The organism is Thermodesulfatator indicus DSM 15286, from assembly GCF_000217795.1.
GTDB classification, from domain to species: Bacteria; Desulfobacterota; Thermodesulfobacteria; order Thermodesulfobacteriales; family Thermodesulfatatoraceae; genus Thermodesulfatator; species Thermodesulfatator indicus.
In genome coordinates this window covers 1156819-1171679 of sequence record NC_015681.1, presented here as the reverse complement: position 1 = coordinate 1171679, position 14861 = coordinate 1156819, and the positions used below count along the sequence as shown (strand labels likewise).

At 39.4% G+C, this 14861-nt stretch carries 12 protein-coding genes; 8 read left to right on the top strand and 4 right to left on the bottom strand.

All coding sequences use genetic code 11. The annotated features are described in order from the left end of the window. Positions 1–56: 56 nt before the first annotated feature. A complete protein-coding gene (gene thiC, locus THEIN_RS05610; RefSeq protein WP_013907717.1) occupies positions 57–1361 on the top strand; it encodes a phosphomethylpyrimidine synthase ThiC in 1305 nt (434 codons plus the stop codon). Between the two features lie 24 nt (positions 1362–1385). Here thiC and THEIN_RS05605 read toward each other — a convergent pair whose 3' ends face one another. The 4 genes from THEIN_RS05605 to THEIN_RS05590 form a co-directional block, all read right to left on the bottom strand. Beyond that, a complete protein-coding gene (locus THEIN_RS05605; RefSeq protein ID WP_013907716.1) occupies positions 1386–1883 on the bottom strand; it encodes a hypothetical protein in 498 nt (165 codons plus the stop codon). 72 nt (positions 1884–1955) lie between these two features. Continuing rightward, entirely contained in the window at positions 1956–4139 is a 2184-nt protein-coding gene (locus tag THEIN_RS11590; protein WP_013907715.1) for a hybrid sensor histidine kinase/response regulator, read from the bottom strand. Beyond that, positions 4105–5259 (bottom strand): ABC transporter substrate-binding protein, encoded by a 1155-nt coding sequence (locus THEIN_RS05595; RefSeq protein ID WP_013907714.1) that lies wholly within the window; start codon positions 5257–5259, stop codon positions 4105–4107. The genes THEIN_RS11590 and THEIN_RS05595 overlap by 35 nt, the downstream gene beginning before the upstream one ends. 471 nt (positions 5260–5730) lie before the next feature. Further along, a complete protein-coding gene (locus THEIN_RS05590) occupies positions 5731–6432 on the bottom strand; it encodes an MBL fold metallo-hydrolase (protein WP_013907713.1) in 702 nt (233 codons plus the stop codon). 27 nt (positions 6433–6459) lie between these two features. Here THEIN_RS05590 and THEIN_RS05585 point away from each other — a divergent pair, with 27 nt between their 5' ends. From THEIN_RS05585 to THEIN_RS05555, 7 genes are all read left to right on the top strand, one after another. Then, on the top strand, positions 6460–7134 hold the full coding sequence (locus tag THEIN_RS05585) for a lipid-binding SYLF domain-containing protein (RefSeq protein ID WP_013907712.1): 675 nt from the start codon (positions 6460–6462) through the stop codon (positions 7132–7134). A gap of 245 nt (positions 7135–7379) precedes the next feature. Beyond that, on the top strand, positions 7380–8654 hold the full coding sequence (locus THEIN_RS05580; protein ID WP_013907711.1) for a glucose-1-phosphate adenylyltransferase family protein: 1275 nt from the start codon (positions 7380–7382) through the stop codon (positions 8652–8654). After that, positions 8654–9538 carry a KaiC domain-containing protein gene (locus THEIN_RS05575; protein WP_013907710.1) on the top strand — a complete coding sequence of 295 codons (885 nt, stop codon included), beginning with the start codon at positions 8654–8656 and terminating at the stop codon, positions 9536–9538. Before THEIN_RS05580 ends, THEIN_RS05575 begins: the two co-directional genes overlap by 1 nt. Continuing rightward, positions 9535–10332: an LbetaH domain-containing protein gene (locus THEIN_RS05570; protein ID WP_013907709.1), complete on the top strand. Its 798-nt coding sequence runs from the start codon at positions 9535–9537 to the stop codon at positions 10330–10332. Before THEIN_RS05575 ends, THEIN_RS05570 begins: the two co-directional genes overlap by 4 nt. 151 nt (positions 10333–10483) lie before the next feature. Then, positions 10484–11617, top strand: coding sequence for an ABC transporter substrate-binding protein (locus THEIN_RS05565; RefSeq protein ID WP_013907708.1), 1134 nt, complete (start codon positions 10484–10486; stop codon positions 11615–11617). A gap of 13 nt (positions 11618–11630) precedes the next feature. After that, the gene (locus tag THEIN_RS05560; protein WP_013907707.1) at positions 11631–13607 is read left to right on the top strand and encodes a methyl-accepting chemotaxis protein; all 1977 of its coding nucleotides are present in this window, start codon (positions 11631–11633) and stop codon (positions 13605–13607) included. A 332-nt stretch (positions 13608–13939) separates the two neighbouring features. Then, positions 13940–14701 carry a tRNA lysidine(34) synthetase gene (locus tag THEIN_RS05555; protein WP_013907706.1) on the top strand — a complete coding sequence of 254 codons (762 nt, stop codon included), beginning with the start codon at positions 13940–13942 and terminating at the stop codon, positions 14699–14701. The last annotated feature ends 160 nt before the right edge of the window (positions 14702–14861 follow it).

Below are 14861 nucleotides of genomic sequence, written 5' to 3'. Positions count from 1 at the left end.
GTTAGATTTCAGCCATCAGAGTAAATTTTGGGGTTAAATCATTCGAGAGGTTTAATATGACCATTAAAGAACAAGCCCAAAAAGGCATAATAACCAAAGAAATAGAAATTTGTGCTTTGGCTGAAGGGATTGAGCCAGAAAAACTTCGCAAACTAGTGGCTGAAGGAAAAGCCGTAATTCCTGCTAACAAAAAATTCAGGCTTTCGCGACCCGGAGCTATTGGAGAAGGCTTGCGTACCAAAGTAAACGCCAATATTGGGACTTCTCGAGACTTTCCTGAACCAGAACCCGAACTTGAAAAATTAAAGGCTGCTTTAGCTGCTGGAGCCGATGCCATTATGGATCTCTCCACAGGAGGGCCACTCGATGAAATACGCAAAAAAATTAGAGAAAACTGCCCTGTCCCCTTGGGAACAGTACCTATTTATCAAGTAGCTGTAGAAACAGTCCAAAATAATAAATCTATCGTTGAAATGACTGTTGATCACATGTTCAAAGTAATTGAAAAACAAGCCGAAGACGGCATTGATTTTATGACTATACACTGCGGGGTTACCAGAACGGTATTAGAACGCTTTAATTATTCACAAAGAATTTTAGGTGTAGTTTCTCGAGGGGGTTCATTTTTAGTAGAGTGGATGGTTTATAATGATAAAGAAAACCCTTTTTACGAAAATTTTGACGATCTTCTAGCTATAGCCAAAGAATATGACATAACTCTTTCTCTTGGTGATGGCATAAGGCCCGGCTGTTTAGCCGATGCTACCGATGGTCCCCAGATTCAGGAGTTAATAATCCTCGGAGAGCTTACCTTACAAGCTTGGGAAGCTGGTGTTCAGGTAATGATTGAAGGACCAGGTCATGTACCGTTAGACCAAGTGGAAACTAATGTCAAACTTGAAAAGCGTATATGTCATGGAGCACCTTTCTATGTATTAGGGCCACTGGTTACTGATATTGCTCCTGGATATGACCACATCGGCTGTGCCATAGGAGGAGCAATTGCTGCGGCCGCAGGAGCAGATTTTTTATGTTATGTTACACCGGCCGAACATTTAAGACTGCCCACTGTAGAAGATGTACGTGAAGGAGTAATTGCCGCTCGCATAGCGGGACATGCGGCAGATATCGTAAAAGGCGTCCCTGGCGCAATTGAAAAGGATATCGCTATGGCTAAAGCCAGGGCTCGGCTTGACTGGGAAGAACAAATAAGACTTTCTATCGATCCAGAAAAAGCTAAACATTACCGTAAAGAAGGTGGGGTATCTAAAGGGAAAGCCTGCACTATGTGCGGAGAGTATTGCGCTATAAAAGTTTTTGAAAGAGCTAAGCTTAAAAAGTTCTTTTCCAAGGATGAATAAGAGAAGGCGCAAAAGCGCCTTCTCTTAAGCAAATTTATTAAGTATCCAGGTTACGATTTCACTTTTTAGCTTCATATTGTCTTCTTCGGTCAAATTGGTAAGCCAGCGCCTAATCCATTTTTGGACACGGTTAAAATGAGCTTGATTACCCTTTTCACCATAAACCATTTCTAGTGCCTGGAGATACCAGATAAAAATAGCATGAAGAGGAATACATTGATACTCTAGCGTAATAGGATATAGAGCTTCATAAAAAGCCCTATTTATAAACTTTTTGTCTGGTTCACTTCCAAATTTTCGAATAACTAACCTGGAAACATTTTCTCCTTCTTCGCCTTCTTTCGGAATATTTTGCTGGCGCTCCTGCAAAAGAGCCGTGTTTTCATTAAGCATATCCATACGTTCGCGATTTAGCTTGATAATCTCTTCCTGCAAAAAACCTACTGCCAGAGGATTTTCTCTTTCCCTATAATATTTGGCCAACTTTTGGCGCAGGGCTGATTTCCTTGAGCGACCACCCATAAAAATTCACCTCTCTCTTTCTTTTTTCTAAAAGCTTAAACTCCGTTGCCCTTTTTTGCAAATTTTCTTTGTTTAAGAAGCTCCGCTATATTTTGTCTCTGTCAATACCTGGTTAACTACAACTAATAAGTCTTGAAGACGAAAGGGTTTGGTCAAAAAAGCTCTGGCTCCGTTATTCAGCATAGAACGTACCGTACTATCTGCAACGTAACCAGTAAGAAGTATAACTCTTATATTTGGTAACAGCTTTTTTAGATTCCAAAAAGTATCTTTACCATCCATTTCAGGCATAATTAAATCGAGGAGCACTAGGTCTATTTCATGCGCTTTCTCTTGAAAAATTTCAATAGCTTCGTATCCATTTTGGGCCTCAATTACACGGTAACCGTGTTCTTCAAGAACTGAACGAATGAATTGTCTAATTTCTTTTTCATCATCTACGACTAAAATGGTACCCTGTCCTCTTAAATCTATAGGGATAGATTTTCCAACTAAGATTTTTTTAGGTTGATCTATAGCCTGCGCTTTAGGAAAATAGACCAAAAATTTTGTCTCACCAGGCTTAGATCTTACATCAATATAGCCACCATGATTCCTAACTATTCCGTACACTACAGAAAGCCCTAAACCTGTACCTTCTCCTACTGGCTTAGTAGTAAAAAACGGCTCAAAAATTTTTCCTATAATTTCAGGAGGTATGCCAGGACCATTGTCTTCTATCTCGAGGATTACATATTGTCCTGGGGGAATTCTATCTCCGGTAATAGTGAAGGTATCTTTTTGGATAAATTGGGAATATGTCTTAATCAGAATACGACCTCCTCCCTTAGAAAGCAGGGCATCCCTAGCATTAATACATAAATTCATTATAACTTGAGTAATTTGCGATGAGTCCGCAAAAATAAAAGACAAATCAGAAGAAAGTTCGAAACGGAAAACAATACGCTTATCAAAAGTATGAACTAGCAAAGATTCTAAATCCTTTAAAATATCATTCAAATTAATAAGTTCTGTTTTATATTTACCTGCTCTTGCAAAAGCCAAAAGATTATTAACTAATTCTTTAGCCCGTTTTATAGATTTTTCGATAACTTTAGTATAATTAATAGAATTAGAATCCTTTAAAGAATGCCTTAAAAGTTCATTGTATCCCGAGATAACAGCTAAAATATTATTAAAATCGTGAGCTATACCACCAGCCAAAAGCCCTACACTTTCTAACTTTTGAGCTTGAAGAAGTTGCTTTTCCATTTCTTTTAACTTAGAAATATCTCTAATAGCAGCAAAAATTAGGGTATGGGTAGTATTAGAAATAGAAACTTCTTCCTTGAAAACAGAAGCACCAATTAAGCGCATAGAAAGCAATGCCGTAAACTCTTCACCATCAATTCTCCGTAACAAAACTTCTTTATTGCGTATTTCACCATTTTTTACTAATTCATCAATCAATCTATCTCTTTCTAAAGGATCAACATAAAACTTTTTGGCATTTAATCTTGTAGGACTTTCTCCTTCAAAACGAATCATATTTGCAAATCTTTTATTAAAATGAACGATTTCTCCTTCTAAAGTCGAAACAACAAATCCATCAGGAGCAAATTCAAATAAAACTCTATATCTATCTTCAGATGCCTTCAGCCTTTCTCTTTCTTGAAGAAGTTCTCGACGTGACTGATTAATATTTTTTTCATCTTGCCAAATATAAAAAACAGGAATCAACCACAAAGCCAAACCTTCTATTGTCCCTATTAAAATGGAAATAATTAAAATCTTTACAATATTTAACCAAACATGAAGAATAGAAAGAGAAACCTCAACAAAACCATATAATTCATTGTTAAAATGAACAGGACATTTGACTTTAACAGTAGTTATTTTATCTATAAAAGTTTCAGGCCTTTTCCCTAAAGTAGCAATAATACGATTCTTTGAATCATAAAAAACCACACAATCGGCATTTATTATTTTAAGTTTTTGTTTTATCACATCTTCCCAGTTTAAGGGATAAGTCTCTATAACTTCCCGAAAAATAGAAGCTAAATATTTAGCATGAAACTCTGCCTGATTGAGTTTTTCTTGTTTAGAAAAATAATAATAGCTAACTGGTAAAACAAAACAAATGAATAGACCAGCTACAAAGGTTAGTGGCAACATTAAAAAGGCAAAAGAACGTGTAACTTGATAGTTAGGATCTTTTTTCCACAAAATAGTTATTAGTTTTTTAGTTTTTAGTAGAAATTTGCTTAATTTTTCCATTTTTAATCTTTATTAAGAATACTTTTTTTAAACCCTGATGATCGTTAGGACCAAAAGAAACTTTTTCTTCTAATCCTATATCAAAATTTTGAATATTTTCTAAAGCTTTAATAATAGCTTCACGAGAAGGATTTTTTTCTAAATTTTTAAGAACCATAACTAACAACTTCATGTTCAAAAATCCCTCAAAAGAAAGGGCTGAAAAATATTTTTGTTTAGAATAACGTAACATTAAATTTTTATATTCTCTTATAGCCTTATTTTCTTCCTTTATATAATAAGGGAAAACAGAAGTCATATATAAAGTAACTGGCGTATTGCTTAAATTTTCAACCATATTTTTTATACCTACAAAGGAAACACCATAAAATACTGGTATTTTTGAAGATAGTTTTACATATCTTTTAATCAAAGAAATTCCAATATCTGATGTACCAATAAAGCATACCACGTCAGGGTGAGCTTTTATTAATTTCTCTATTATTTGGCTAACCATAGCCTGTCCGCGAAAATAAGGAATACAAATAATTGGCTCCAATTCATAACGGAAGAGCCGTCTTCTTATACCTTCAAGACCGTTTAAACCATAGGCATCATGCTGATAAACAATAGCAAACCTTCGAAAACCTTTTTTAACCAAAAAGTCAACAGCAACTCTACATTCGTTCCAATAACTAGGACGCAAGTTAAAGATAGTTCGTTTAATTGGCTTTCTAAGCTCTATTGCACCAGTGACAGGAAACAACAGAGGAATACCCTTTTCTTCACAATACTTAACTACAGTTAGAGTGGTGGGGGTACCCACTAAACTTATAAGAGCTAAGACATTGTCTTTTTCAACTAAAGTTTTTACATTGCCAATCATTAAAGGAGGACTATATCTATCGTCATAGACCTTAAGTACTATTTTATAACCATTAATTCCTCCCTTTTCATTTATCGCTTTTAAATAAGCTTGCATACCTGAAAGAACTTCTTGCCCTAGGTAGGCAGCATGACCACTTAAAGGAAGGGAAGTACCAAGCTTGATAATAGTAGAGGAAGGCCTTAAGGAATCTTGCCCGCCCCAGACAATATTAAAATTAAACAAAAAAATTATTAATAAAAAAACTAATCTCATAAAAAATTTTTAAAAAGTATTATACAAAAACTCTAGCTTTTTGGTCAAACTTTTTATATCTATTTCGGTTTTAATATAGGAGGAACTTAAATTTAGATAAATGAGGGAGCAAAACAGATGAGAATTACTGTCATTGATGAAAGCTAAGCGAAGCAATCTCAGAGATCCCTTCGTCGAGCTTTCGCGCTACTAGTAACGACCTAGTTGGATTATTTCGTTGGCCATAACAGACCTACCCATAAAGACTCGACTGAAGGGCTCCTAGCAGTGGCATAGAAAGGTTGTTCGCCGTGGTGATACATCTCCTGTTCCTGTAAAAACATCGACCAATAACCACCAGCTTCCCTTCAAGAGATTCCTGTGCGTGGTCAAAGCCTAGAAATTACATGATAGGCGGCTCGTGGATCATCCAGCAAAAAACGGGGGAAACGTGACACAAACCTACTGAAAAATTTTTTGCCTGTCCCTTTTTTAATCAACTAGTAACTTGGTTCCCGCGCCTACTTTGAGAAAACCATCGCCAAATACATCGGCAAAGATGGCCAGGGCCTTTTTACCAGTACAATGAGAAGGAGCTACCTGAGTTACTCCTAAACGTTTTAGCTCGTGGGCAATAGCCAAAATTTCGGCTCCTGTTTTGTTTAAAAGGTGAAAGCCACCCATTAGCAAGCTAGGAGGTCTACCGAAGAGGCGTTTAGTTTCCTGGGCCATAAAAAGGATACCTGGGTGTGCACAACCCGTTAAGAGAACTAAATGTTTTTCTGTTTCTAAAACAAGCCCTGCTTCAGGTATGGGCTTGGGGAAGCAGCCTGTGGAGTAAACTTCCGAGGTTAGCTGTGAAGGAGAATTGATTTCTTTAATTTTTCCACCTAAACGTGAAATTTCAGCCACAAATTTTTTGGAAAATCCTTGATGTAAAACTACGGTAGTATTTTTAATACCAGGAAGAAGGCCTAGCAGGCCTCCGGTATGGTCCCAGTGAAAATGAGAAAGAAAGATGGTATTAAGAGTGTCTAGGCTAATTTCAAAAAGACGCAGATTGTGAAGAAGAGAGGCCGTTTCTGAACCCGTATCAAAAAGGAGGCCTAGCGGGGCTAAATAGACGCTATAGCCCCAGCCAGAAATAAAGTGTTCATTAGCGTGTTCATTATCAAAAACAATAAAGAGTTCCATAAAAATCCTCTTAACTAGGAGGCTAACATGAAAAAATTTTGTTTTATAGGCTTATTACTGGCTATTTGGACCTTTTTTGTCTGTCCTTGCCCAGTAGAGGCTAAAAAATATAGTACTCCCTATGAATTGGTAGATAAAGCCTCCATTACTTTTAAAAATTTTATGAACGATGAGCAAATGTCCTGGCTGCGTACTCATTTAAAAGAGGCTAAAGGCATAATAATCATTCCCCAAATGATAAAGGGTGCTTATTTCCTGGGAGGTTCCTGGGGAGACGGAGTGCTTTTGGCCCGTTATCCGGGGAAAACCTGGTCTTACCCTGCTTTTTATACCATTGGTTCAGTTTCTTTTGGTCTGCAAATAGGTGGCGAGGTCTCAGAGGTAATCCTTCTTATCATGACTCAACAAGGTCTTGACTCTTTTTTGGCCACATCGGTGAAGCTCGGCGCAGATGTTAGCGTAGCCGCCGGGCCTGTGGGCAAAGGTGCTAAAGCTCAGTTAGCTGATGTTTTGGCCTTTGCTCGTTCAAAAGGAGCCTTTATAGGAGTAAGCCTAGAAGGTGCTGTGGTTAAAGTGCGAAATTCCTGGAATCAAGAATATTACGGCCGAAAACTGCGTCCCATAGATATAATTTACGGACAAAAAGTAAAAAATAACCATGCTGATACTTTGCGAGCTCTTTTGAGAAAATACAGTCGATAACGCTTTATTGTTTGTTTTTTGTAAATAAAACTTCGTATGACATTGCTCGTTGAAAATGCTAAAAATAGATTAAGACCTTTACAAGTTTAAAAGATTGTTTTACCCAACGGCTTCGTAGTGGGAAATTGGTAATTGGCCGCTGGCAGATGGCTAGGGGTAAAGGCAAGTAAAGAGATGGTACTATAGCCAGGACGATTTCATCCGAAGTTTTGCTAAAGTCATATAGATCAAACTAGGAGTCTTTTATGCAGGATGTCCTAGCCATTCTTTTGGCTGGTGGGGTGGGTAGCAGGCTTAATATTTTGGTCCGCAAAAGGGCTAAACCAGCGGTTCCATTTGGGGGGATTTACCGCATAATTGACTTTACTCTTTCAAATATTTCCAATTCTGACCTGACCTGTGTGGCCGTGCTTACCCAGTATAAGCCCCTTTCTTTGATGGATCATATTGGTGATGGCTCACCATGGGATCTTTCAGGCCGTACCCGTGAAGTACGAATACTTCCTCCTAAAACCGGTGAAAAAGATTGGGATTGGTATCGCGGTACAGCCGATGCGGTTCGGCAAAATTTAGATTTTATTACTCACAGACCTTCGCGCGAGGTGATAATTCTTTCTGGAGACCATGTTTATCACATGGACTACCGCCCTCTTATTGCTTATCATCGTGAAAAAGGGGCCAAGGTAACGGTGGCTATGATGCCAGTCCCCTGGGAGGAGACTCATCACTTTGGTATCGCCATTACCGATAAAACGGGCCGCATCGTTAACTGGGAAGAAAAACCCCAAAAAGCTCGTTCTAATCTGGCCTCAATGGGGGTTTATGTATTTGATACTTCCTATTTAATCGATGCTTTAAAAAATTCTACTATTGAGGACCTTGATTTTGGTATGCACTTGTTACCGCAGGCCTTAAATGAAACCAGAGTTTATGCCTATCGCTTTGAAGGCTACTGGCGTGACGTGGGAACGCTTGAATCTTATTTTCGTGCCAATATGGATCTACTTAATCCAAATTCCGGGCTTGATCCTGAAGCCTGGGGAACCATGACCAACGTTATGCCTCATGGGTTGAGTTATGATTGGCCGCCAGCTCAGGTTCTATGTGAAGGCCAGGTAGAAAATAGCGTTATATCTCCTGGTTGCCTCATCGGAGGAAGGGTGGAAAATTCCGTGCTTTCTCCAGGGGTGGTAGTAGAAAAAGACGCTTATGTGAAAGACTGCGTTCTAATGCACGGTGTTAGGGTTTCAAGGGGAGCCAGACTTTTTAGGGTTATTAGCGATAAAGAAGTCTTTGTTGGCGAGGAAGCCCGGGTGGGGTTTGGTGAGGCCAAAGTAGCCAACGAACGTTTTCCCAAACATCTTTTTACCGGGCTTACCCTTATTGGTAAAGGCGCCTACATTCCTGGTAGAAGCCAGATAGGCACTAACTGCATTATTTATCCAGATGTAACGGTGGAAGATTATCCCAAGGATTTTGTAATAAAAGACGGTTCTACTTTAGAGAAAGGGAGTAAGTGATGGATGAAAGAGAACGCCATATAGTTTATGACGCTATTTATAAAGTTTCTGATGCCCAGAAAAAGGCTCCCAAGCTGGTAGGAGTCCCCACAGGGGTTAAAGGGCTTGATGAATTATTTTACACGGTTGAATGGAAAGAGGGGAAACCCGTGCGCAAACCTCTCGGAGGAATCCCTCTTGGTTGTGTAGTTAACTTAACAGGTATGCCAGATACGGGAAAAAGCCTTATGGCGGAACAGTTCACTATCAAACAAGCAAGTCTCGGAGAACCGGTCTGTTTCGTGACTGTAGAAACTCCCGCTTCTTATCTTTCGGTGGGCCTTGAACAGAGGGCCAAGGCTATGGGTGTGGACTTTAAAGAAATAGAAGACAAAATTATCATTCTTGATGCTGCTAGCTACAGTCGTTTACGAGAAGATATGCCTACCCTTCTTGATACACTAGCTCACATTTACCGTACTTATAAGGTTCACCGTACAGTAATTGATTCTATTACCGGGCTTTATGAAGCTCGTGAAATGCTAGCTCGTAGTGTGGTAAGAGCTCTTTACACTTTTTGCAAAAAGTGGTATCAAACGGCCCTTTTTATTTCTCAAAAGCGTTCCTCACACGAAGAGCTTTCAGCAGAGGCCGCTGGTGGTTACGCGGTGGGCCACATTGTTGATAGCACCATGGTTCTTTCAAAAGAACTTATTCTTTCAGCCAGAGCCGCCCAGCTTTACAAAGTTGATATTGGCGAGATAGTCAGGCTTTTCCGTATAGACGGCTGCCGTATGTGTGGTCATGACACCAAAGTCCATCTTATGGATATAACCGAACTAGGTTTAGTAGAGATAGGCCCTCCGTTGGTGGAAGTACTCAGGGCCAGAGGAGGTTCTAAATGATTTTCCCTCACGATTTTTTCCCTGAGGCTGATTTTTCTTCTGTAGGGGACTTTTTTGAGCTTAATGAGCCTGTCTGGCAGGCCATCGCCAAACTCAAAGAGCGTCTCGCTTCTTTTATTCAGCCTAACATTTCAGGTGTTCCTTTAGCTGAACCCCTTCCCAAAACTTATATCCTCTTTGAAGGCGAGCTTATTCCCGCTAAAGAAGCTCATATTAATTTTGGAGATGCTACCAAGGAAAAGCTTCGTGTTGAAATGGCCAATCGAGTGCTGGCAGGGGCTAGTGTTTTATGTGCTGGAGCTGTTTTTTTCGACTCTTTTATAGAAATTGGGAGAGGGGTTTTGGTAGAACCAGGAGCTTTGATTAAGGGACCAACTTGTATAGGCGATTTTTCTGAAGTTCGCCAAGGGGCCTATATCAGGGGAAGCACTTATGTGGGGGAACGCTGTGTGGTAGGCCACACCACCGAAATAAAAAATAGCATCATGTTAAACAACGCTAAAGCCGGACATTTTGCCTACCTTGGGGACAGTATATTGGGAAATAATGTTAATCTAGGGGCAGGAACTAAACTTGCCAATTTAAAATTAAAAGGAAACACCATAAAAATAAGAATTGGCGAAGAAATAATAGATACAGGCCTAAGAAAACTAGGTGCTATCTTGGGAGATCAAGTGCAAACTGGTTGTAACTCGGTAACTAATCCTGGAACTTTAATAGCTCCACACTCTTTAATCTTACCTAATACAACTGCCGGGCCAGGTTATTTTCCAGGAAAAAGCCTGATAAAATGACTACCCTAAAGGAGCTTTGTCCTTGTATTACACCATAAACTTATAAAACGCATCACCCCATAAACACATAAGCCCTTTCTACTCCCTCTAATTTTAACTTTTCCTCGGAACATCCGAAAAGATTATTTGAATAATAAGACAGGAGGATTATATGAAGAAGTTCTGGTGTTTAGCAGTGGCCTTATTAGGTCTGCTCCTTTGGGGAACAGGTCAGGCTGTAGCAGAAATTCTTATAGGGGCTTCAAACGCCCATAGTGGGCCCGCAAAGTTTTTGGGCCAAGAATATAGCAAGGGTTTTTTGGCCTACTTTCGCTATATTAATCAGAAAGGTGGTATACATGGCCAAAAAATAAAGTTTATAGTAAGAGATGACGGCTACGAGCCCGATAGGGCTATTACCAACACTAAAATTCTTATAAATGACAACAAAGTGCTTATACTGGCAGGCTATGTAGGGACGCCTACTTCTAAAGCCGCAGTCCCTGTTGCCGAAGAGCACAAAGTTCCCTTTTTCTTCCCTTTTACTGGTGCTGAATTTTTACGGAATCCAGTAAGACCACTGGTTTTTAATTTAAGGGCCTCTTACTACATGGAAACCGAAGAAATGGTTCACTACCTGGCTGACAAGTTAGGCCTTAAAAGAATAGCCATATTTTATCAGGATGATTCTTTTGGCTGGGCAGGTCTTGCGGGCTTTAAAAAAGCTATGGAAAAAAGGGGGCTCCCTATTTTGGGTGAGGCTACCTATCCGCGCAATACAGTAGCTGTTAAAAGAGCGGCTTATGAGATGAAAAAGTTAAAGCCTCAGGCCATTGTAATGATAGGAGCCTATAAGCCTTGTGCTGTTTTTATCAAGACCGCTAAAGAAATGGGGCTTACCCGGACCAAATTCATCAACATTTCTTTTGTGGGAAGCAAGGCCCTGGCCAGAGAACTGGGGCCAGCCGGTGATGGCGTGTTAATAACCCAGGTGGTTCCCTTCCCTTGGGATACTTCAATACCAGCGGTGGCCGAGTATCAGCGCATTATGCGGCAGTTTTATTCAGACTTTGAACCCGGATTCGTGAGTCTCGAGGGCTTTTTAGCGGCCAAAACCTTAGTAGAAATCCTTAATAGAGCAAGTTCTTTAACACGCGAAAGCATTCTTCAAGCAGCGGAAAATTTAAGAGATTACGACCCGGGTGTAGGCGAAAAGATAAGCTTTTCTCCTAATGATCACCAAGGGTTCGAAAAGGTTTATCTAGTCGAAATTAAAAACGGAAAATTTAAACCCGTTAACTACTAAAAAGGAGGAAGCCATGCAAAAGATATTGGCTCAGTTTGGTATAAATAAAACTCTTTGTATGTTTTTTGCCGTAACTTTGATAATGATGCTTCTAGTCGGAGTTGTAGCTTATAAAGGAATAAATACGGGACAGAAAGGTTTTGCCAAACTTACTTCTCTAGTGACAGCTAACGATGACAAAAAAACAAGTTTATCAGCTATAAAAGACATTGAAAGACTTAAAAGATATTTATACGATGTTCTTCACAGTGAAAACGAAAAAGATATTCAAGTAAAGTATCAAAAAGCGATTACCCTTTTGGATAATCTAAAACCTATTATGGGTAGAGAGTTATATCAACAAACGAGAGATGAAATAGAAAACATCAAAAAATTTAAAATGGCCCTTTTTGCAGCCCAAAAAGAGTGGGATAAAAAGACGAAAGAGGCTCAAAACATAGCCAATAATATCCAAAAAAAACTATTAGAAATTATTGATAATGAAGAGGCAAAACTCCTTACAAACCTAGATAGTTTAAGCAGAGATCCTCAATTGGCTAATAAAATAGAAAGAGAGTATAATAAAATCAATAACCTTAAAGACCTTAAAGAACAGGTAAGCAACTTAGTAGCCTTGCAGGCAAAAATAGACAAAGTTAGTGATCCGGATTATCTAGTTCCCAGAAAAAGCATATTGTTATCTACTAAGAAAAAGACAGAAAAAATAATAGGTTCTTTAAAGAAAGAAAATATAAATGGGCTAACGGAAGTAGAAAACAAATTAAAAAAATTACTTTTATTGTCAGAAGATCTTTTTAAAGCAAAGGAAAAAGAGCTCGCTTTGTTAAAAAAGGGCAAAGATATAGAGAAAGAGGCAGAAAATATCAAGGAACAACTTACAGATCTAGCCGTAAATCTTCAAAAACAGATAAACAAAAAATTAGCCGAAGAAACATCTACTTTAAAACATAAAATGCATAATTTTTCAATAATTTTAGCAACGTTATTAGCGATGGGTATATTGCTCAATTTATTGCTTTGTAACTTAATAAGTAGATTTCTGAAAAATAGACTAGCTGACCTGGGAGCTTTTATTCAAAATATATCCTCTGGCAACTTAGCTATAGCCAGAGAATACCAACTTGATGGCAAAGATGAGCTATCAACTGTTCAGAGAGAACTTTCTATAGCCATCCAAAAGATAGCAGACATGCTTAATAAGACGAAAGCTGTTTCTCATCAGTTGTTATCTGATGCTCAAAAAATGGAAAAAGTTGCCGAAGAAATGGCTACTTCGGCCAACAATACCGAAGAAAATGCCAGCGGTATTTATCAGACAGCTTTGGAGGCTCAGGAACTTGCTAAACAAATGTCTTTGGCTATAGAAGAAATTACCACTGCTATAAACGAAATTTCGCAAAATACGTCTGCCACAAGCGCTATCGCTCAAGAAGCTCAGGATAAACTGGAAAATGCCAACCGCACCGCTCAGGCTCTGGCCAGAGCTTCTGAAAAAATTGGTGAAGTTAGCAAATTTATTGGTAATATCGCCGAGCAAACTAATCTTCTTGCTCTAAATGCCACAATTGAAGCTGCCCGGGCCGGAGAGGCAGGTAAGGGTTTTGCCGTGGTGGCCAATGAGGTTAAAGAACTGGCCAAACAAACCGGCAATTCCGTAGAAGAGATAGACCGCATTGTGAAAGAACTCCAGAACAATGTAAAAGACGTTACCATTGCCCTTGAAGAGACTACGGAAACCATGAATAAAATTGTTGAGGCTTCAGCTTCAGTAGCGGCTAGCATTGAAGAGCAAACAGCTGTAGTCTCAGAGATAAGAACTCAAGCCCAGAATACAAGTGACGGCATTTCAGCAATTACCGAAATGGCCCAGGGAATTAAAGAAATGTCAGAAACTAATGCTGAAAATGCTCAGGCAGTAAAAGAGACCTCTCACGAGGTAAAAACCGTAGCCGAAAATCTGGAAGACTCTCTTAGAAAATTCAAATTATAAAATTTAAGCCTTGATTCCCGCTTAAGCGGGAGTCAAGGCAATTTTTAATGATACATCAGGGGTTTTATCCCTGAAATCCCGAAAATTTAAAGAAAATTTAAAAAAGAATGTGGGGGTTGGGGACGTAGCCCCTGAGGTCTTACTCCCTAATTTATTTTTAAACCTCTAGCCAATTTCCCATTAAACTGATAAAGTTTTGCTCATGCGATTCTGGTGGTTTTGGATAGTGCTTTTGCTAGTCTGGTTGGCTATTTCCTTTTTAAGGGGCCAGCCGGTAAGTATCTGAAATATTACTGGCACCCAGGGGGTGCCTCAATCTTGTCCTGCTCCTTATGCCAAGCCGAAGTAGCCGAAAGCTTTATCCTCGTATAAAACGCCTTATTGGCCGAGCTATCCATCGCTATGACCTCTTAGCTGAGGGAGACCGGGTTCTTCTTGGCCTTTCTGGGGGAGAAGATAGCCTTGTTCTATTGGCCTTCCTGGCAGAATGGCGGCGCAAGACCCCTTTTAAGTGGGAACTTTTGGCCATTCATCTGGACATGGGCTTTGAAGCTCCGGAAGACCACCAGCAAAAAATTGAAGCCCTGGCCAAATATTGTGAAAACTTAGAAGTTCCTTTTAAGGTAGAATTCACCAATTATGGAAAAATGGCCCTTGAGGCCAAGGAGAAAAAAGTTTCTCCCTGTTTTGTTTGTTCCTGGTTCAGACGAAAACATCTTTTCAAGCTGGCAGGAGCTGAAGGGTACAACAAAATTGCCTTTGGTCACCACAAAGACGACATTATCGTAACTTTTTTTCTCAATATGTGTTATCACGGAGAATTAGCCACCATGCTTCCCAAGCAGGAGATGTTTAAAGGGGAACTTTACATTATTCGGCCTATGACCTTTGTGGAAAAAAAGTTGATTTCAGCTTACGCCAAAGCCGAAAACTTGCCTGTTTTCCCCAACCCCTGCCCTCTCAGCGCTGAAACCAGACGCGCCAAGATGGAACGTTTTTTAAACGAAAAACTCTATCCCGAAAATCCTAAATTTAAAGGCAATATCTTCCACGCCATTTTTAATTGCAATCCAGAATATTTGCCCAAGTGGTAGTAGTTTTTTGGAATTTAAGAGACTGTTTCGTCGGCCTTAACGAGCCTCCTCGTAGTGACTAATTGGTATTTGGCCAATGGCAGATGGCTGTTGGCAAACCAACGAGAGATTCTTATTTCTCTCTTTTCACTTCTCACTAACCTGAGCGAAGCAATTCTAA